Genomic DNA, 19,798 nt, shown 5'->3' on the forward strand with positions numbered 1-19,798 from the left:
ACCGCTTGATCAACGTTGTCACATTGGATAGAAGTTCATCCAATCTCTCCAGTTGTTCCAATTTTTCCAGTCTTTCCAGTCGTTCCAATCCTTCCAATCGTTCCAATCCTTCCAATCAGACCAGTTGTTCCAATCGTTCCAGTCCGACCAGTCTTTCCAGTCCTTCCAATCACTCCAATCCCCCCAGGGGCGGGTTGTTTCGGAGCGTTCGGTGTCGGGACCCAAAGCCTTGACCAGCTTGTTGACATCGCCGTCGCCGGCAAGGCCCGCCGTGGACTTGATGAAACCCAGCACAACGGCGACAACCGCTGCCCGCTTCATCACATTGTTCGATCCTTCGCTGCGTTTCAGATCCTTCAGAAGTTCCTTGACCTTGTCCAAGTGTTCAGAATTCATAACTCTCCTTTCGTCAGCACAAAAGATCCGAGAATCTGGAGCTTGCCCTCTCCATTGCGAGCATAGTAATTTCCCGTCAGTTGCTGCTTGCTCTTGCCACCGATGAAAACCTGATAAAGCTTGACGTTTTCAGGTCCGGTCGGTTGGATGAGGAGTGAACTCCGGTCTCCTTCCTCCACCACACGGATGTGATCGTCCAGGGGCCCTCGCAGATGGCTGCGACTCAGCGGCGAACGGGTCTTATCGAGAAGTTCGACGGCGATTTCACCTTGGAAATGATCCTGCTCGACTTCACCGTCGATGTTCATACGCAGGTACCACTCCTCGCCGCTTTTGCCTTCAATCTTTCCGCTGAAATCTCCCTTCAGATACTGCTCAATCACAGACGGCTGGGAGATATTGCGAAATCTTGTGAATTTTTCCGGATGCTGCAGTTGATTTTTGGTCAAAAATTTTTTCTGTTCTGGGATCGGCAGGGCCAGAATCTCATCAATCGCAAATTTTTTAAGATCCAGAGGCGGAGGCGTTAGCGGTTCAGGAGCCTTGTCAGGAGCAGGTTCGACAGTCTCCTGCACGATCGGAGTCTCGCTTTCGGCAACGGGATCTTTGGGAATCTTTGTCGGCTCGGACACAGAACGCTCGGTACGCACGACCTTAGCTGGAATCGACGGCATAGGCTGAGATAAAGTAAGATCCCGCGCCCGGATTGGCTTTAGCCTTGAGGTGATCCAAAGGAAGGCCAGTAAAAGGAAGAGACAGAAGCCTCCCCACAGCAGAGCCTTGTTCATAATTCTGCTCGTTTTCTAAAAAATTTGTAAGAACCTTGGAAGCCCGACAAGGCTTGGTTTAGATCAATTCTATTACGAACGCAATACGAGGAATCCTCCAACGTTTGATAGCGAAATTTCCTTACGCAGCAATGCAGGATGGACGATTCAAAACGGCTGTTTTATAGGATGATCGAAGAGAAGGAGGCCGGTCATGCTCATGCGCGATTTTATCAAGGATCAGATCGAACCGATTGAAATCGACAACTTCTTCGCCGCCGACCTTTGCCAGCAATGCATTGAGAATGCTGAGCTTGGCTCCTGGCGGCAATCCAATTATGGATCCAGGAAAATTCAACACACCAACCTCGAGCAGGCCTGGCTCGAAGATAAATTACGCGGTCATGTTCCGGAGCGGATTCTGGATTGGGAATACTTCGGCATTCACAAGGGCACCTGCCAGTTCTTCAAATACACGGAAAATGATACCTTTCCCGATCATCAGGACCAGGCCATCGTCTGGGCTCCGGATGTGCAGAGTCTCCTGACTCTCGTCGTGTATTTGAATCGCTGCCAGGGCGGGGCCACGGGCTTTCCGGAGCGACGCCAGAGCATCGAGCCGTCCACGGGCAAAGCGGTTATTTTCCCACAGAATCTGTTGCACAATAGCGCCAGGATCGAAGGCGGTCTCAAGTATATCCTCAGGGCTCAGATCCTTTATAAAAATTGCGGAAGTCTTCCGTATTGAACCGACCCCGCCCGGATACGCCATTAGGGTCTGAAACCCTTCCTCAGCGGGGTTCCCGGCCCTCAATTTGGGACTCTTCATTGGACATGAATGGTCGGCTGTGCTATCGAGAAGCAAAGTTGCGATCCCTATTTCATGCGAGGTTACTATGCAATTTGTCCGCTTCGGCCTCCTGAGTCTTCTGGCCTTGGCTCCACTTTCTGCGCTGGCCGCTTATAAACTGGAACCCGGCAAGTCCCTGCCGCCTCTGACCATTTCCGGCGAGCACGGGGGCAACGTCAAGGACGGAGGCGCCTGGCACAGCCAGTCGATGAACGGCACGCTTAACTTTGTGGTGTATGTGGATCCGGATGACAGCGATTTGAATGACGAGCTGGTGAACCGCCTGCAAGCCGCAAAGTTCCCGGACGCCCTGTTCAACTCCGTCGCCATTATCAACATGGCCGCCACCTGGAAGCCGAATGCCATCATCATGAGTGTGCTGCGCAGCAAGCAGGAAAAATTCCCCCGCACGACTTATGTCTTCGACAAGGATCGCTATGCCGCACAGAACTGGAACCTGACGCCGGAAGGCTATCACGTTCTGCTCGTGGATCGCGACGGCAGCGTGCTTTATGAAAAGGCTGGAAAACTTGAAAAGAACGAGATTGGGAAGTTTATTGATCTCGTGAGCGCGAAGGTCAAGGAAGCGGAGCAGGCGCCTATCGCCAAAGCTGAGACCGTGGCACCAGCGGATGTTCAGAAAGATAAGAAGACTTTGTAACAACTGAGGCTGAAAAAGCAAAGAAACCTCTATAGAGAGATTTCTTTGAATGAGAAGATGCTACATTCTAATGTGCATAAAGCCTAACGGCTTTTGTCTTCGGTCTTTTTACGGGGTGCAGGCTTAAATTTCAAGTCACGCCCACACCGTGAGGGACTTTATCTCTCACGGTGAACACACGCCTCTGATCAAGGCGTGTTGTCTTTCTGGGTGTGATTACGAAGTCATTACGTGCTTTGCATGAGTTTCTGCTGGATTTCCAGATCAGTAAGGTTACGTGCCGCACTGCGAGCCAGGATCGCATTGATCTGATCACGCTCCTGAATGCCAGACGCCATAACGGATTCCATGAGCTGAGTAGCCAGCCTGTCCTTCTGCATATAGACGATCAGCGCATCGAAGAGCTTGGACTTCGGCAGCGTGCGCATCCAGCCCAGACCTTCCTTGTAGACGACATAGCTGGCGACCGACGACGAGATAATGGCAATCTTATGCGCGTCGGGCAGTCTCTCCAGAATGCGATCCCGATATTTTTCCACCAGCACGGGTGGGCAATGCTGAATCACGATGTCCTGGAAGAAGGGATCCTTCAGGACATCATCCGTGCGCTCGGACAGGTTCTCGAGCAGCACGTCGGTCAGATGGTTGATCTCCCTGGAAATGAGGAGCGAAAGATCGACCAGATTGCGGTTCTCCTCCTGCGACAGTTCACGGAAGAGGAGCTTGGCCTCCTGGTCAGCCTTTTTCCGCAGGATCTGGATGACTTCCGAGACATAGATCGTCTTGATTTCCAGGAATTCCTCGGCACTCAGCGTCAGCGAAGCAATAATCTCATAGGACGAGCAGATCACACCGGTCTTGTTCGCCGATGAATCCTTGACAATGATAATGCCCTTTTCCTGCAGACCGCGACGGGCTTCCTTCGTGAAGAAGATGTTGGCTCCTTCGACGATGGCACGAACGCTCGCCTGTCCGTTCTTGCCGAAGAAATCCACCCAATTCTTGTCGTTGACCGAATAAGGACGACCTCCGGCCGGGATGAAGATATCGGCATAAACCTTGCGATAAATTTCATTACGGATCCGGATATTCTCGTTGCTATTGGCAATCACCACAAATCCATTGGGATCCTGGCTCAATTTTTCCTTGTTGAACTCCATAATGGACTTGCCCTCGTGGACAAGACGCAACAGCTCGGACCAATCAAGGCCCTGCGGATCATACGCCGCGCCGTAGCCATCGGAAATGGCGACCACCCGGGCATTCTCTCCGTACTCGCGGTGCAGGATCTTGAGCTCGTTACCGGCCACGTCCCCGTCGGGACCACCGGTCATTTTCACTGTAAATTTGTCGGTCGCCGGATCGATGCCGAGATAGGCCAGAACGTTATCCACATAAACGTTGACCCCTTCCGAGGTCACACCAAATTCCTTGTGGTTGATGCCCTCGCCAGGCTTCGACGACATGAACGCGGCGGCATAACGATAGCCGCGGCGCCGAGCCTGCTCAGGAATCCAGACGATGAGCGCATTGGTGATGTTCTCATCCGGGCCGAGATAGATGATATCCGGCTTGTTATAGAAGCTGACCACCTTGTGCTTGGCCGTCTCGTGCGATTCGTCCTCTTCCACCAGCAGGTCAAGGAGGGCGTTGATCGAACCCTTCACAGCCTGATCCCGGTGTCCGCCTGGTTTCAGAGCCAGCACGGCCTTGGATCCCCCTTCGGGAATGTCCTTGTTCTTCAGCTGCTGAGCGTTGGAGAGGCCATAGACCTCATCAAAGAGCCCGGCCAGCGCCATATCATAATCCGCATCGGAACGCGGCATGACCACACGCACGCCACCGCGGGCGATATCCTTCCAGCGAACCTGGAAGAAACGGAATTCCTTGCCGATGATATAGTAGATGCTGAAGGGCATCTGGTCGTAATACTTCTTGTCGAGGACTTCCGGATTGATGCGGAAGGCCAGACCCGTTTTGGTCGACAGGAAGTAATTGGTCTTCTGGCAGTGGTTGATGAAGCTGATGCATTCGCGGAAGATGCTGCGATCGACTTCCTCGATGATGTCATCGATCTTATCGTTGGCCTCCTCTTCCAGCGCACCATAAATCTTGTCCCAGTCGAGGCGTGCGGACGGGTCGAACTTGGTGCGGAACATCTTCACCAGGATCGCCAGCAGTTCGCGGTGCTGGAAGAAGGTATTGTTGATCTTATAGAGACTGAACGCATAGGGGTTCTGCTTGCTCAGGAAAATATGACACCAGTTGGCCCAGGCCCGGATCAGGTTGGTGGCGTTGATCGAGAACAGGAATGGCGCTTCGCTGAACTTGCTGAAGTCATCGTAATCCACCCAACCCAAGGTCCTGAGAGCCTTGGTCAGCTGAATCATCGGCACCATTTCCGAGTTCACCTTTTCACCCGTGCCATGGGACAGAATCAGGTGCATGACGGTGATCGACTCGTCGTAACCCTCTTCGAATTTCGCGAGGAAGGCACGACCCACGTTGAAGTCATAACGGTGAATCAGATTAAGAACCGGCTCCAGCATGTTGGCTGGCGAAATATTCTTGAAGCCCAGAGTCAGACGCGCACTGGTCGAATTCTCGATCGTATCCAGGATGGTATGCGCCCCCTGATGCTCGATCATGTGCTTGACCATGCGATAGGTCAGCGAAAGGCGCGCGGTGGTCGCGTAGGTCACAAGATCGTTGTCGAGGTTATTGAGGTAATGGTTGACCTCCTTTTCGCTGCCGTACTCTTCGTGCATCATTTGCCGCGAGTACTCGATCTTGTCAGCAATGTGCTTGTTGCTGCGATCGAGCGGCTTATGCTTGGAACAGATAAAGGTCGACAGGAAGAGGAGCTTGTCGCGGGAGAAATACACCGCACCCATCTTCAGGTCATTGCCCTTGATCCGCGTGGCCATATCGATCAGAATTTTGCGGTCCCCGCCTGGCCCGATGTAGGTAACCTTGGAACGATCACGATCCCAAAGTTCCACCGTCTGCTTCGTTTCAAACACGTGACCAGTGATGATCGCCGACAGGTGCCGAACCTTTTCCTGCCTTGGCGTCGTCTGATAATAGATCGGCGGCATGGCATTGAAAAACCACGGGGTCAGAATCGAAATGCTATGATCCAGACCAATGCGTACGGTTTCAGCGATATCCTCGATATAGTGTTCCAGCTGCTCTCCGGACATTTCCCGCGCATAGGTGGGAGATTCCACACTGTCCTGGAAATCGAGACTCAACTCACCGTCTTGTCGCTTCTTCACTTTTTCAGTCGTTGATGTTTTCATTTTACGGGGTCCTAATGTTCACCATTATTCTGAGGCGGCGCCCCTGTGCCCAAGCGCCGTCATCCTTCATTGGGAATCAAGAAATTTTTGCCAGCGTTCGGTCATGCGACCAAAGCTGGTGCCGGTCAGGCCGCCCTCGCTGGCGTGAATCTCCAGGAGATCCTCGGCCGGGGTCCGAGCGCGGTCGGTATAGTATGCCGCGTAAGCTTCAAATATACGCGAAGTATTGGCTCCTTGGAAACACGGCGGCAAACCGCCAAAAGCATCCCGTGCAATCCGCATGATTTTCTGGGCCATCTGAGCCATATCGGGATTTTTCAGGCCATGGATGGAATACTTCCAGTATTCGATCAACCGATTGCGGAGAGGCAAAAGAAGATCAAGGCCGGCATGCAGGGCGGTATCATTGTAAAGCATGGCCACACAAAACGCAGCGGGCGCCACCTGCCAGAAGCGGTGCTGGCAATCGATCGAACGCAGTTCCATGAATCCGCGGGCACGCACTTCCGGAAACTGCAGCGAAAGATGCGTCTGCAGCTCCTTCATGGTTGGTTTCACACCATCGATGCCGTGTTCAACCCAATCCTTGAAGCGGAAGCGGCCATCCATCACCCGATAGTGCAGAGGCTCCGCAAACACCACCCGACCGTTCATGATGAAGTCATAGTAAGTATCCACGCAGGCCTTGCGATTCATGGACTTCACCACGCCTTCCAGATGAGGAAAGCCAGTACGGGAGTCATCCATATGCTGCCAGACCCGGGCCCGATTGCTGAGGTATTCGTTGGCCTGGCCATCCAGGAAAGGTGAATTCGCAAACATCGCCGTCGCAAACGGGGCTAAAAGGTTGGCCAGGAGATAACGTTTGGCCAGCACTTCGTCATTGCCGCCGAAATCGAGGTTGACCTGAATCGTACAGGTCTGTCGCATCATGCGGCGCCCAAATTCGTTTTGACTGGTGAAAAAGGCATCCATCGCCCGATAGCGGGGCTTGGTCATCTGCAGACCGATCTCATCCACAGTCAGCCAGGGGTTCATGCCGACCTGAATAATACTGATCCCTTTTTGCGCCAGCGCCTGATCCAAAATTCCCTGGATGCTTTGCATGCGCTGAATCGCCTCAGACAGGCAGGGATAGGGCCGGGTCGAAAATTCGAGCTGTCCACCGGGTTCAAAGCTGATCATGTCCGAATCGTCGAGACTGATGGTCAGAAGATGGGTGGGGTCATCGGGCTGATAGTTATATTGCCACAATGACTGAGATGCCTTCAGGCTTTCGAGGGCAGGAACCAGCCCGCCTTCATCGAAAAGGTGAACGGTCTCAGGCTTCTTCTGATTCAGGGTTCGCGTCCAGAGTGGCAGCATTTCCACTTCCAGACCCACAAGTCCTGGCCATTTTGGATATTTGGTACAGTAGTCCGCGGGGCGCAGCGGAAAGACTTTGTGGTAAACGTATTCGTAGCAGGCCTCGGCACTCAAGGTTTCCTGCTTCTGATCCGCCATGCTTGACCTCTTTCTCCAGTATAATCAGTCCACCTTCGTAGGCCTGGTTATACCCCAGCAGCGCTAAACTGCACAATAGTCCGCTCCCACGGGGGACGCCTTTTGTAACAAAAGCGCCGCCGGAACCGATCCGTGGCGCTTTTTCGCTCAGTTGGAAGCTCTTACTGGGCTTCCACTTCCACATTGATGGCAAAATTCAGAATCCCGTTGCGCCGTACGGTATCAATGAGCTTCACGACATCGCCGTGAGGCGTTTTCACGTCGGCGGAGATCAGCGCCTGCACATCGGGCTTGGCCTTTTTGCGATCCGCAATGACTTGCGGCAGTTCTTCGTAACTGATCGGCTTGCCATCCAAAAACAGCTTCGAGTCCTTGTCGATACTGAAGCCGAGGTTGGTGGCCCCGGTATCCTGACCCGTCGCGGCCTTGGGCAGCTCCAGATTGATCGCATTGTTGGTGATGTAGTTGGCTGTGACCATAAAGATAATCAGGAGCACGAGCATCACGTCCACCAGCGGTGTGACGTTGATATCGTTAATCCCTTCGTCATCATTCTGTACGCTGCCGGCCATGGCATTTCCTTATTCTGAAAAGTGAGCGATGACCAAATTCTTCATCGCTTCGGCATTGGACAATTTGCGGCGCACCACGCGTTGAAAACCGTTGAAGGCAATGACCGCGGGAATCGCCACGATAAGGCCGACCGCCGTGGCGATCAGGGCTTCCGAGATACCGGCCATGACCACGGAGGGACCGCCGGCCGGGTTGGTGGCGAGGTCGCTGAACGCCTGGATGATCCCGATAACGGTACCGAAGAGACCGATAAAAGGAGCGTTGGAGCCGAGCGTCCCAAGGATCACAAGACCATGGTCGAGTTTTTGTTTTTCACCAAACAGAAAACCGGTCATGCTTTGTTCCATGGCATCGACGCCACGTTCCTTGTACTCAAGACCGCGCAGGATGGTTTGCGATTCGATGGACGCGCTGGTGCTGCACATGCCTTTGATGCCGTCGATGTCATTGTCGATCAGACGACGGGTCACTTCGCGCGAGAAATTCACAAAATCGAGACGGATGCGGGCGTAAAAAATCAAGCGTTCCACTATGACCCCGAGCGAGATTACGCTGAGAGCCAGAAGGAGCCACAGCACCCATTCGCTACCGAGTGAAGTGATCGCCAGCAACTTGTCCACGATGTTAAATTCCATCTTACCGCTACTCCTTTCGCTGAGAGAACCCTGTTCTCTTCAAGATATGGCATAGGTTACTCAATGGTGTCATCAAGCTTCTGATCGAAATGCCTGGGACATAAAGTCTTCGTAGAGGCGGAGGCTCACGATGCCCTCGCCCATCTGTTCGGAGCTGACGCGCAAAAGGCCGGGTCGATCGGTCGCCTCGTGCAGAATCACATGATCCCAGGCCAGTCGATCCCGGACAAATTGCGACTGGGCCGCTATTTTTTCCGCGCGCGCGACAACCCAGCCACGTGGGGTTTCTTCGAAGAGATAGCCCCGATCATTCCAGGGCTGTAGAAAAAAGTAGGCGCGATCACCAGCCAGTTTGCCGGCTTCCCAGAGAGCGCGGGGTGTGGCGCCCGGTTCCTGCTTGGTTCGGCGGTTGCAGTCGTACATGAGTTGGCGGAACCGATGGAAGGCGTCCTGCACGAGGCGGCTATCCGTGACCGGCCGCCACTCTGTTGGGCTACGGCGTTCCGGACGAGCCAGCGTCAAAAGGCGGCGGTTTTCACGAGCCTGAAGGTCCTGAAGTTTCCGCTTTTGCGAGTCCTCGTGCGAAGCCTTATCGCGTGGCCACCAACTGCGCCAGCTGATCAGGGGCTTCAAGTTTTGCAAAATTTCCTGAAAATTTCTCACAACATTCCTTGACAAGAAACGCAAGGTTCCGTAAACAAACACCTCACCTCGAGAGATCTTGGAATCTTTCAGAGAAAGCGGGTGTAGCTCAGTTGGCTAGAGCGGCGCGTTGCCATCGCGCAGGTCGAGGGTTCGAGTCCCTTCACCCGCTCCATCATTCGAATCGAGGTTTCCCAAAGCGGGTGTAGCTCAGTTGGCTAGAGCGGCGCGTTGCCATCGCGCAGGTCGAGGGTTCGAGTCCCTTCACCCGCTCCAATATCTTCCAGTATTCCATACTCCACTCTATCGTGAATTCAGAAAACAAACGCGGGCAAAAGCTGCCGGTGTTGACTTTGTTTCTGTCGCCGCCGCGCGCCATGCGAAATTGCGGCCTGTTCTGTCGCGGCGCAGGACCGCTGCGGTTCAACTCCGGGCTCCTCGTCACGCCGCCGATGCCGCTCCAACTCCCGGCTTCCGTCACGCCCACAAGGCTCCAATTCTGGTTTCTGTCACGCCCGGAGGGCGCCGGCCCGCATGCCGTGAAACGTCATTTTACCCATCATCCCTCAATTTTTCTCCCCCAAATACCCAACGTTAAGGATTGACACCGGCCCGACCGGGTGTTTTAAAAGCCTCGCCATGCGCAAGGTTTCCGCCAGGAATCAAAAGGGAAGTCGGTGAAAATCCGACGCGGACCCGCCGCTGTAAGTTGGGAGCATGCCCGATCCATACCACTCGAAATCCATCGGGGAAGGGGATCGGGAACCGGCCAGACGCTGGAATCCCACAAGCCAGAAGACCTGCCTGCGCCATGAGGTTCGACAATCCCCGGGTGAATGGGAATGTTGAACGGCACCGGCGCGAGCTGTGTCGTCTTCCAATACCCGTGGTTTACCGCAATCTCCAACCATGAGGGAAAGGAAGGTCCATGCCGACCATCACCACGCAAGCACGTCGACATCTGCGCATCACAAGGCATCTCAAAATCGGTCTTGTCCACAAATCCATCATCACGCTCGCCATCGTCGGCCTTGTGCTCTACATGATGCTCTTCACCACCACTCCGATCGTTCACGATTACTTCCACGAACTGAGACATAACCTTATGCTCATTCCCTGTCACTGAAAGGTTGGCTTATGCTCCCCATTCTCGTCATGACCCTGCTCTGTTTCATAAGCAGCCACCTGCACGCCGCCGAACCCGTAAGGCTCGAGCTGCAAACCGATCGGCCTCCCAGCGACGTTCATCCGCGTGAGGACAGCCTCGAATTTCGCATTCTCGTGCAGTCTCCGAACGGAGAGCGGCCCCCTCGCGCCCGTCTCCACATTCAACTGCAGGCCCCGAAGAGCCCCTGGCTTGGTTCCACCGATTTCCCAGTGGTCGAAGGAACCACACTCCATGAAGCCGTTGTTCCCATCGAACGGGGATCCCATGCTTTTCAATTCATACCCCCGATTCGCGGCGTCTATACCCTCGCCGCAACTCTCACTCCCATGCCGGGCGATTCCAGCTTTGCGCCCATCCGCAAGGAATGGCAAACGACCATCACCGAAAGCCCGGCTCGCGTGAGAAATTTGGGCGTTCTCCTCATGATCCTCATCGCCGTCGGCAGCATCAGTGGATTTATTTTTGCCCGTGGAGCGGGCTCAACCGCTGGACTCGTGCTGCTGCTTGTCTTTTGGCCCAATACTCCATTGAAAGCTCACGGTTCGCACGAGCACGCGGCGCCCCCTTCCGCTCCCGAACATCACGAAGATGATCTCGGTGGAACCGTCACCATCCAGTTGCTCACCGCCGAACCACGGGTGGGCCGACTCGCCGAACTCACCGCCCGTTATCAGAATGCCAAGGGACTTGCGAAGGCCGCCCGTTTTCAAGTGCAGGTCACCCAGCTGGAACACGAGCGCCAGGTTTTTTACACGGAAGTCGAAGCTCCCGACGGTCTTCTTCACTGGCAGGGACAATTTTATGATGGCTCCCCGCATCGCGTGACAGTTCTCGCCACACCTTTGACGGAAACCAGAGAACCAGGGACCAGCGCCCGGGCGGAGCTGGATGTTGACGTCATCGGCGTGGAACCTCCACTGCCTTCCGTCATCAAATCCTTTGGACTTCTGATGTTTGTCACAGCCCTGGCCTTGATTCTGGGTCTGGTTGCAGGACATCATGCGGCTGGTCGCAAGGGTGGTCTGGCTTGAATGAAAACGCGGACACAACCGAGCGGCCTCCTCTCCTCATCGACCAGGTGATCGGACAGGAGCATGCCGTGGCCGTGGTGCGTCTGGCCGCTAAACAAAGACGCTTTGTGCTGCTCATAGGCGAACCAGGCACCGGCAAAAGTCTGCTCGGTCGTGCCATTGCGGAACTCCTGCCGCCGACCGAAGCCTTTTGCGTCGCCAGTCTGGAGAATCCCGACGATCCAAGCTGTCCGCGCATTGTCGTGCGTCCGCGTGCTGAACTGGAAGCGGAGCAAAAGAAGGAGCGGCAGCAGGAGCGACGGGAAACGTTCAGTCACAATTATCTCCTCAGTCTCGCCGCCGGCGGCATCCTTCTCCTTTGTGGCTGGCTGCTGATCAGGGACCGGGCCTATGGTCTGAGTCTGGCCGGAGTGATGGCTCTGATCTGGCTCTGGCGTCTCAGAAAACCTGGTCGAACGCGTGCGAGCGGCCGCGCTGCAAAAATTCTGGTCGAACGCAAGGCCGGTCCCGCCCCCTTTATCGATGCCACCGCCAGCAGTGAAGGCGCGCTCTTTGGTGATGTGCGGCATGATCCTTATCAATCCGGGGGCTCGGAAAGTCCACCGCACGCTCTGGTCGAACCCGGGGCTGTGCATAGGGCGCACGGCGGGATTCTCTACATTGACGAAATCGGAAACCTCAGCGTTGAGGCGCAAAAACTTTTGCTCACCGCGATTCAGGATCGTTCCCTGCCCATCACGGGACGGCAGAGCGGTTCCAGTGGAACCCTGATTCGCAGTGAACCGGTTCCCTGTGATTTTGTGCTGGTGGCGGCCGGCAATGTCGAGGATCTGCCGCGCATCATTCCAGCTCTGCGTTCGCGAATTTTAGGCTATGGATTTGAAGTGCTCACCGCCTGCACGATGCCGGATACGCCGCAGCATCGCCGGGACCTCGATCGTTTCGTGGCTCAGGAGGTTAATAAGGATGGACGCATCCCACATTTTACCCCGTCAGCTCTGGCCCTCATTTACGAGGAAGCACGTCGACGCTCCGGCCAGGCGGGACGTCTGACCACGCGTCTCAGGGAATTGGGAGGGCTGGTGCGTATCGCCGGTGATCTGGCTATTCAGGCAGGCCTGGCCCAGGTGGATGCGGATCAGGTGCAGCTTGCGCTGCGTTACGCGGCATCGATTGAGGAGCAGCAGCTGGCGCTCCCCGCAGGGCATGACGTCAGTGGTTTGATACCAGAATTTTCGGCGCGTCTTGTGCACAGTTCTTCTGAGTTTCCATGTCCGCGTCGTTGATCATGCGAAAGCGCTGATCCGCACCAGGAACTACGGATGGCCGCAGCATCTCACCGCTCGGTCGGACAAGACTCGACCAGCAGAGTCCATGAAAAGTTCCACCCAGGGTCAGAACCAGAGCAATGGCTGAGAATTTCTTGAGGGATCGCAGACGATCTTCCCCATGCATAACGTACCTCTTCGATGTTTCGTACCCCTAACTTACCAGTTGGGATTTTTTTTTCCACGAAACGGAGGGACGCATGGGTAAAAAAAGGTGGGCTCTCGAAAAAACTGTTGAAGATTCCAGGGGGCCCGAGGCCCCCCGGCGCTTACATATGGGTCATGAGGTTGGCGATCTGACGACTGAAGCGCATGGGGTCTTCGATCGGAGAACCTTCGGTCAACAGAGCCTGGTTGTACAGAATCTCCGCCCATTCTTTCTGGGTGTTTTCCGGCAGATCCTTCATGCGACCAAACACCGGATGATTGGGGTTGATCTCCATGATGCGTTTCTGCTGCGGCATCGACTGGCCCATGGATTCCATCATGCGAGCCATGCGCGCGGATGGATCGTAGGCGCCGGACACGAGGCAGCAGGGGGAATCCACAAGGCGCGTGGAGATTTTCACTTCCTTCACCTTTTCCGCCACCGCACCCTGAATGGTGTTGAGCAGAGACTTGAACTCCTGCTCCTTGGCTTTCACCTCTTCCTCGGTCTTCTTCTTCTCTTCCTCACTATCAAGGTCAAGGCCTTCCTTGGTGATGGACCGCAGATGCTTGTCCTTGAATTTGGAAATCGACTGCATAACCCACTCATCGACCGGATCGATGCAGTAGAGCACTTCATAGTCCTTGGCCTTCAGGCGTTCAAGGTAGGGGCTGTTCTGCAGTGTCTTGAGCGAGTCGCCGGTGATGAAGTAAATTTCCTTCTGCTCTTTCTTCATGCGGCCGACATACTCGGCGAGGCTCGTCAGCTTATCCGAATGCGTGCTGTGGAAGAGGCTCAGTTCCTCCAGCTTTTCCTTGTTGGAGAAATCGTTGGTGATCCCTTCCTTCAGGGTGGCACCGAAGTTTTTCCAGAAGGTCTCATAGCGCTCACGCTCATTGTCCATCATGCTCTGGAGGTGCTTCAGCACCTTGCCGACCACAGCCTTCTTGATGGCCTGAACCTGACGATCCTTCTGCAGAATCTCACGCGAAACGTTGAGGGAAAGGTCCGAACTATCGATCACGCCGCGCAGAAACCGCAGGTAAGCCGGCACGAGATCTTCACAGTGATCCATGATAAACACGCGGTTCACGTAAAGGGAAAGACCCCACTTCGTGTCGCGATAGTTGTAATCGAAGGGCACCGTGCTGGGAATGAACATCAGCGCGGTAAATTCCTGACTGCCTTCAGCGCGATAGTGGATGCGTTCGAACGGATCGCTCCAGTCGTGCGAGACGTGCTTATAGAATTCCTTATACTCGTCATCTGTCACCTCGCTGGGCGAGCGCAGCCAGATGGCCTTGCGGCTGTTGAGGACCTCGTCCTCTTCGACCTTTTTGGTCTTGCCTTCGATAGGCTTGCCTTCGGCATCGACTTCGTCCTCTTCGCGCGTGACCTTCATTTTGATCGGCCAGGCGATGAAGTCGGAGTATTTTTTCACGATGCGGCGCAGGACCCATTCATCGGCGAAATCTTCCACGGAGCTGTCATCATCTTCGAATTTCTTGAGATGCAGGATGATCGTGGTGCCATGGCCTTCGGGACGCTTGACGCTGTCCACGGTAAAGGAGCCATCCCCCGTGCTTTCCCAAAGCGTGCCTTCCTCGGTGCCGGCCTTGCTGGTATGAACCGTGACGCGATCGGCCACCATGAAAGAGGAATAGAAACCCACACCGAACTGACCAATCAGTTCCGGCTTATCCTTGGCTTCCTTGGCTTTTTTCAGGAATTCCTTGGTGCCCGAGTGGGCGATGGTTCCAATGTTTTGCAGCACTTCATCGTGGGTCATCCCGATCCCGTTATCGATGATGGTCAGCGTGCGCTTTTCCTTGTCGGGTACAAGACGGATATGCTTTTCCTCATCCGAGCCCTTCCACTCGGGATGGGAAAGCTCCTCAAAACGCAGCTTGTCCAGTGCGTCTGAAGCATTCGAAATCAACTCGCGTAAGAATATTTCACGGTGTGAGTATAGCGAGTGGACCATAAGGTCCAGAATTTGTTTGACTTCGGCTTGAAACGCACGTGTTTCTTTGGCCATGAACCGCTCCTCATGTTAGTCCAAAAGTCGTTAAACTCCTCGTATAACACCATGAGCTTTGTTTTGCAGCTGTCAAGAGCTGGCGGGAAAATTACGGGGGGGCAGAGCCGCAGGCAAATGACGGGTGGAGTGGCAGCCGCAGAGCCGCAGGCAAATGACGGGGAGTGGCCGAAGCCGCAGGCAAATTCCGGTGGGGTGGCGGCCGGAGGACCGGCCCTTCGCGGGCTCAGGTGACAGCCGGGGGGGACCGGCCGTCAAAATTTTGACACATCAGGTCGTAAGCGTAGCCCCGGTCAAAGGCGGTACAGTATCCGGAAGGGTCAGGACTTCCTGGGTCGGCTGCTCCTTGGCAATCGACTTCTGAAGGGCTTCCTCAGCGGCCTCAAGATTAACTATATTCAATAATCCCGCCCGTTTACGGTACGGGTTGAACGTGCTTTTGGGTGGCGGACTGGTATTCACGGGGCCGGTGATATAGGCACTCAGGGCACTCCGCGAAAGCACGCTGGCATGAGGCTTAAGATCAGCATTTTCCATTATCATCTCCAGAAGTTGAACAGCAGCAGGGCGCACGGCCAGCTTTTAAAATCCATAAGCCGGCCCCTGGATCCTGCACAAAACAAGCCACTCTAACATACAATAGAGAGTGAGGCTGGCGCACCCAAACGCCATGATACTCATTAACTCATCGCCAGTGAGAAATCCATGAGTCCCAGCCAGGATGCGGGGATAAGCCCCTTTCAGACCATGCAGGCTCGCTGCGTCATTTGCGAAAAGGATGGCCGCTTCAGTCGCCTGAAGTCCACCCTTTATAGCGAGACGAAACGCGATATCGATTTGCGCCCCGTCACCGTTCTTTGGTCCAAAAAGGTAGCTCCTCGTGTGGACCCCAAACTCTTCTATTTCTGGCAATGTCCCTACTGTTTTTTTACCGCCGACCACATTTTTTTTCTGCAGCCATTTAAAGATGGCAATTTGAGCACGACCCGTTTCCGCAAGCAGTATCAAAAAGGTCAGGCGGCCTATACCACGTCGCAGAGTATCCAACAACTTTTGATCAGTGACCCCAAGGAGAATCAATCCGTTTTTATCAACGGTCTCAAACTGAATCTTCTGGCCTGCTTTCAGTGGGAACAGGTCGAGGAGGTCGTCAACGGGGAATGCCTTCAGCTGGCGTCCTACTATTTGCGCCTGGGCTGGCTGTTGCATGATCTTCGCCACGGACTCACCAAATCGCCAAGCGTCAAGGAGGAAGCCCAAGCGCTGATCTCCGCACTGAGGCCGCTTTGGCCCTCTTTTGCGCCAGGTGAGCCCGCGACGCTGGAAAAGGCACTGAAGTATTATCAGCTCGCGCTGACCAAATCCGCAGCGGTGAATACCATCCTGCAGGAGGTCAACGTCCGTCTCATCATCACCCGCATCCACATGAAGCTGAGCCGCTTGGGAGAAGCAAAAAAATCCATCGTGGAATGCAAGAGCCGCGTGAAGTACTACGAAAGCCTGATCAAAAAGAAGCGCGGGGATGATAGCCACTTTGCAAGCAGTGACCTGCAGGACATGGAAACCGCTCATGGCAAATGCCTCGCGCTCCTCAGCCAGGTGGAATTGATTTATGACAAGATCGAACTGACGATCATCGAGCGCCAGGTCAAGACCGCTCAGGATTTGTTGAATCAGCATGCGGATAAAAGTTACGAAGAGAAGGTGCAGATTCTGCGGCAGGCCCGCTACTCGGATAAAGTCATCGCCAAAGTGCTGCCGAAGGAAAAGAAGAAAGGTCTGTTCGATATCCTGAAATCCGGTTGAGATAAAAAACCCGGGCTGGTTGGAAAGCCCGGGTCATCAATCACAGGGAAGTTCGCGTGAACAGTTCAGGAGAGCTGTTAGAAAATAAAGCCGAGGGAAGCCTGGACTTCATTGTTGCGGATTCCCACGTCCTTATACTTCAGGCCATCATAGACCAGACCAGCCCCTTCCAATTCGAGATCGACATCACTGCGAGCAAAAGTATCCGTGTACTTGTATTCCAAACCCACAGTGGTGGCATAATTGAGCTTATAGCGCGCACCGGCACCGACATCGTAGTTACCCAGGTTGGTGCCATCTGCATCCGCTTCGATGCCACCGTCATTGAAGCTATCAAGAGTCAGGCGGTGATAGGAAAGACCCGCCTTGCCAAAGACTGCGGTCGTCTCGTTGGACCAAACATCCAGCGAGCCATAGACGTTGGCGGTGAGGTCGGAGTATCCGGCCTGCTCATTTTCGCCATCATAGTTGATGTAACCGACACCAGCGCCGACATACATTTGGTTGGCCAGGCGCATTTCAAACGCGGCACCGCCACCGATCGAGTTCAGCTCATCTCCTTCCTGTTCGTCGGCAGAAAACTCACGACCGATCGTGACGTTGCCACCACGAGCTTCCATACCATCGATGCGAAGCTGGGACTGAGACGTAAACACGAAAGCCTTAACCTGGCCAACATCGGCGAATGCAGGGGCAGAAGTCAAAGCCACAAGTCCAACGAGAGAAAGCAGAGTTGTCTTCATAAGTGTTCTACCTTTCATGATGCTAAATCGACCCATCTAAGCCCTGGGGTCACGCTTGGCAATGCAAGCCGCAGGCCAGCATTCGCGGCTCTCCGAATGGCTTAAAATGAGTCATTTGCGAGGGAATTGTGCCCAACACCAAGTAAGTTGACGCAGTAAAAATCGAGGATCACAGGTATGGGGTGCAGCAGATTTCCGAACAGCTGTATGAGCCAGGTTACGTTGAGCCGCTCAGTGGGTCACGCCGGGGCCATCGCGGAAAATGAAATAAACAGCACCGAGGAGGCAGAGTCCGGCCCAGAGCAGGTTCAGCTGAGGCTTTTCTTTCATATAGAAAATGGAAAAACCAACAAAGACCAGGAGCGTGATGACTTCCTGGATAATTTTCAGCTGAGCCAGGCTGAAGAATTGGTAACCGGTGCGATTGGCTGGCACCTGCAGGCAATATTCAAAGAAGGCGATGCCCCAGCTCACCAGGATCGCGAAGTAAAGCGGTTTGTGATTCATGGTCTTGAGATGCCCGTACCAGGCATAGGTCATAAAGAAATTGGACAGAAGAAGAAGACCCAAAGTCTTCAGCATGGGTGGCTCCGGCTGGCAAGGGATGGAAAGCATTGTGCCGAATTCCATGGAATTCCGCAACGCCTACCGAAGGGAAACGGGGACAACCGATTTTTGACCAGGTCAGCGTGCAGAGCTGGGTAAAAAAGCGGAAGGAATCGTCCGTTGCCGGCGGGGAAAGGATTGAACCTCAACCCCTCTGCTGCAGACCAGCGCCTCGGAGTCGGGCGGAATTTTCCAGCCCCAGCCTCGGTCGGCCTCGAGTCCCGTCCAGCGATCAGAATGCCGGCAGCGATCATAGGATGCACCCAGCAGGCGGCCCTCCGGGGCTGAAGAGCGGCGCGACCTACCCTTTCTGCATGGCGTGGCCGCTTGATCGTCCTCCCTCTCCCACCCTCATTCGACTCAGGCTGGCGTGACTGCAGTGTCGGCTTGAAAGCGCTTCCCGACAGGCCGGTTGGAATTTTTTTTCCTTATCAGCTCTATGTTTCAAGGATCTTTCGTTTTTTTAAATTCGACAGGGCACCAACAGGAAGTATACCGACTGTAGATCGTCACAAACAGCCGACAGATTTTGGACTCGATTCGAGGGGATCGCTATGACACGTTTCATGCTCTCACTGGGGCTATTATGCGCCATTTTCACGGGACCGAAGGACAGGCTACTTGCCAATGCGGAGATTGATCCAGATGAGTACATCGAGGAAGAGAATCGTGAAGTTGACCCGGACATTGCTGATTATTCCGAAGTCGCGGATCTGGTCGAAGAGCGCGCCAGGCACACCCGCTACCCCATCGTCCTGCTTCACGGATTTCTCGGATGGGACCAGGTCTTCTTTTTCGATTATTTCTACAAGGTGCGCGGCACGCTCCACGGCAAAGGCTATGACATCTTCACCACAGTTGTCAGTCCTGTCCAGACAGTGGCTCTACGTGCCCGCGAACTCGCGCCGCAGCTCGATGCAATAATGCAGGCCACCGGCGCCGAGAAGGTGAATATCGTCGCGCACTCGATGGGTGGACTGGATGCCCGTTATCTGATCGCCCAGATGGGATATGCCCACAAGGTGGCTTCGGTGACGACCATCGGCACACCGCACCGCGGCTCGCCGGTTCCCGATTTGATCTTTAAGGTTTTAGGCAAAGGCGACAACCTGCTGTATAAGGCGTTCGAATATCTGGTGGCGGGCTTTCTTGGCAAAGGCCAGAAGAGGCCGTCAGATCTCGACATCCGGGCCGCCCTTTGGAACCTATCGCCCAGGTTTCTGGAGGAGGAATTCAATCCTGCGAATCTCGACAGCCCGGATGTCTACTACCAATCCTATTCCGGCGCCAGCAGCATCACCGGCTGGGGCACGGGCGATCGCATGGATCCCCTGCTGATTGGTTTTCAGGTGGCCTTTGGTCTTGGCACAAGGAATGACGGACTGGTCGCGGAAAGTTCCTCGATCTGGGGACGCTATCGCGGGACCGTCAGCGCCGATCATATCGACCTGATCGGACAGCTTTTTGGGAGCACGTCGAGTCGTTTTCGTCATCTGAATTTTTATCAGACTTTGGCGAACGATTTGGCTGACCTCGGTTTCTAAGGACTCTGTTCTGTTTGATACGGGCTGTGATATGCTGATGCCCTTCGTTCTTAACCT

At 54.5% G+C, this 19,798-nt stretch carries 18 protein-coding genes, 2 tRNA genes and 1 riboswitch; of the genes, 9 read left to right on the plus strand and 11 right to left on the minus strand.

Annotated elements, in window-relative coordinates:
- Positions 1 to 18: 18 nt before the first annotated feature.
- Positions 19 to 396 (minus strand): hypothetical protein, encoded by a 378-nt coding sequence (locus OLTU_RS32455; RefSeq protein ID WP_141734910.1) that lies wholly within the window; start codon positions 394 to 396, stop codon positions 19 to 21.
- Entirely contained in the window at positions 393 to 1,070 is a 678-nt protein-coding gene (locus OLTU_RS22035; RefSeq protein WP_218110186.1) for a hypothetical protein, read from the minus strand. Before OLTU_RS22035 ends, OLTU_RS32455 begins: the two co-directional genes overlap by 4 nt.
- A gap of 307 nt (positions 1,071 to 1,377) precedes the next feature.
- Between OLTU_RS22035 and OLTU_RS22040 the strand changes: the two genes are divergently transcribed.
- Together OLTU_RS22040 and OLTU_RS22045 are read left to right on the plus strand one after the other, a co-directional pair.
- Positions 1,378 to 1,911, plus strand: a complete 534-nt coding sequence (locus OLTU_RS22040) for a 2OG-Fe(II) oxygenase family protein (RefSeq protein WP_141734912.1) — start codon at positions 1,378 to 1,380, stop codon at positions 1,909 to 1,911.
- Between the two features lie 148 nt (positions 1,912 to 2,059).
- Entirely contained in the window at positions 2,060 to 2,674 is a 615-nt protein-coding gene (locus OLTU_RS22045; protein ID WP_141734913.1) for a YtfJ family protein, read from the plus strand.
- Between the two features lie 227 nt (positions 2,675 to 2,901).
- Here OLTU_RS22045 and OLTU_RS22050 read toward each other — a convergent pair whose 3' ends face one another.
- From OLTU_RS22050 to OLTU_RS22070, 5 genes are all read right to left on the minus strand, one after another.
- Complete coding sequence (locus OLTU_RS22050; RefSeq protein WP_218110187.1) at positions 2,902 to 5,952, minus strand: NAD-glutamate dehydrogenase domain-containing protein; 3,051 nt, start codon at positions 5,950 to 5,952, stop codon at positions 2,902 to 2,904.
- Between the two features lie 90 nt (positions 5,953 to 6,042).
- Positions 6,043 to 7,479 carry a glutamate-cysteine ligase family protein gene (locus tag OLTU_RS22055; RefSeq protein ID WP_141734915.1) on the minus strand — a complete coding sequence of 479 codons (1,437 nt, stop codon included), beginning with the start codon at positions 7,477 to 7,479 and terminating at the stop codon, positions 6,043 to 6,045.
- A 161-nt stretch (positions 7,480 to 7,640) separates the two neighbouring features.
- Positions 7,641 to 8,051 (minus strand): ExbD/TolR family protein, encoded by a 411-nt coding sequence (locus tag OLTU_RS22060; RefSeq protein ID WP_141734916.1) that lies wholly within the window; start codon positions 8,049 to 8,051, stop codon positions 7,641 to 7,643.
- Positions 8,052 to 8,060: 9 nt separating this feature from the next.
- On the minus strand, positions 8,061 to 8,687 hold the full coding sequence (locus OLTU_RS22065) for a MotA/TolQ/ExbB proton channel family protein (RefSeq protein ID WP_141734917.1): 627 nt from the start codon (positions 8,685 to 8,687) through the stop codon (positions 8,061 to 8,063).
- Positions 8,688 to 8,759: 72 nt separating this feature from the next.
- On the minus strand, positions 8,760 to 9,350 hold the full coding sequence (locus OLTU_RS22070; protein WP_218110188.1) for a hypothetical protein: 591 nt from the start codon (positions 9,348 to 9,350) through the stop codon (positions 8,760 to 8,762).
- A 77-nt stretch (positions 9,351 to 9,427) separates the two neighbouring features.
- Between OLTU_RS22070 and OLTU_RS22075 the strand changes: the two genes are divergently transcribed.
- From OLTU_RS22075 to OLTU_RS22095, 5 genes are all read left to right on the plus strand, one after another.
- Positions 9,428 to 9,504, plus strand: a tRNA-Gly gene (locus tag OLTU_RS22075).
- A gap of 24 nt (positions 9,505 to 9,528) precedes the next feature.
- Positions 9,529 to 9,605: transfer RNA gene (locus tag OLTU_RS22080), tRNA-Gly, on the plus strand.
- A gap of 352 nt (positions 9,606 to 9,957) precedes the next feature.
- A riboswitch (cobalamin riboswitch) is annotated at positions 9,958 to 10,151 on the plus strand.
- Between the two features lie 106 nt (positions 10,152 to 10,257).
- Positions 10,258 to 10,455, plus strand: coding sequence for a CbtB domain-containing protein (locus OLTU_RS22085; RefSeq protein WP_141734919.1), 198 nt, complete (start codon positions 10,258 to 10,260; stop codon positions 10,453 to 10,455).
- Positions 10,456 to 10,466: 11 nt separating this feature from the next.
- Positions 10,467 to 11,528, plus strand: a complete 1,062-nt coding sequence (locus OLTU_RS22090; protein WP_141734920.1) for a hypothetical protein — start codon at positions 10,467 to 10,469, stop codon at positions 11,526 to 11,528.
- Positions 11,525 to 12,814, plus strand: a complete 1,290-nt coding sequence (locus OLTU_RS22095) for an ATP-binding protein (RefSeq protein ID WP_141734921.1) — start codon at positions 11,525 to 11,527, stop codon at positions 12,812 to 12,814. Before OLTU_RS22090 ends, OLTU_RS22095 begins: the two co-directional genes overlap by 4 nt.
- A gap of 311 nt (positions 12,815 to 13,125) precedes the next feature.
- On the opposite strand, the gene htpG is transcribed toward OLTU_RS22095, so the two are convergent.
- Together htpG and OLTU_RS22105 are read right to left on the minus strand one after the other, a co-directional pair.
- Positions 13,126 to 15,042 carry a molecular chaperone HtpG gene (gene htpG, locus OLTU_RS22100; RefSeq protein ID WP_141734922.1) on the minus strand — a complete coding sequence of 639 codons (1,917 nt, stop codon included), beginning with the start codon at positions 15,040 to 15,042 and terminating at the stop codon, positions 13,126 to 13,128.
- 270 nt (positions 15,043 to 15,312) lie between these two features.
- Entirely contained in the window at positions 15,313 to 15,579 is a 267-nt protein-coding gene (locus OLTU_RS22105; protein WP_141734923.1) for a hypothetical protein, read from the minus strand.
- 168 nt (positions 15,580 to 15,747) lie between these two features.
- Here OLTU_RS22105 and OLTU_RS22110 point away from each other — a divergent pair, with 168 nt between their 5' ends.
- Positions 15,748 to 16,848: a DUF2225 domain-containing protein gene (locus OLTU_RS22110; RefSeq protein WP_141734924.1), complete on the plus strand. Its 1,101-nt coding sequence runs from the start codon at positions 15,748 to 15,750 to the stop codon at positions 16,846 to 16,848.
- 77 nt (positions 16,849 to 16,925) lie between these two features.
- On the opposite strand, the gene OLTU_RS22115 is transcribed toward OLTU_RS22110, so the two are convergent.
- Positions 16,926 to 17,591: an outer membrane protein gene (locus tag OLTU_RS22115; protein WP_176736851.1), complete on the minus strand. Its 666-nt coding sequence runs from the start codon at positions 17,589 to 17,591 to the stop codon at positions 16,926 to 16,928.
- A 231-nt stretch (positions 17,592 to 17,822) separates the two neighbouring features.
- Complete coding sequence (locus OLTU_RS22120; protein ID WP_218110189.1) at positions 17,823 to 18,173, minus strand: DMT family protein; 351 nt, start codon at positions 18,171 to 18,173, stop codon at positions 17,823 to 17,825.
- Between the two features lie 578 nt (positions 18,174 to 18,751).
- Between OLTU_RS22120 and OLTU_RS22125 the strand changes: the two genes are divergently transcribed.
- Positions 18,752 to 19,741 (plus strand): lipase family alpha/beta hydrolase, encoded by a 990-nt coding sequence (locus OLTU_RS22125; RefSeq protein ID WP_141734926.1) that lies wholly within the window; start codon positions 18,752 to 18,754, stop codon positions 19,739 to 19,741.
- Positions 19,742 to 19,798 lie beyond the last annotated feature (57 nt).

It is taken from the genome of Oligoflexus tunisiensis, assembly GCF_001748245.1.
Classification (GTDB): Bacteria; Bdellovibrionota_B; Oligoflexia; order Oligoflexales; family Oligoflexaceae; genus Oligoflexus; species Oligoflexus tunisiensis.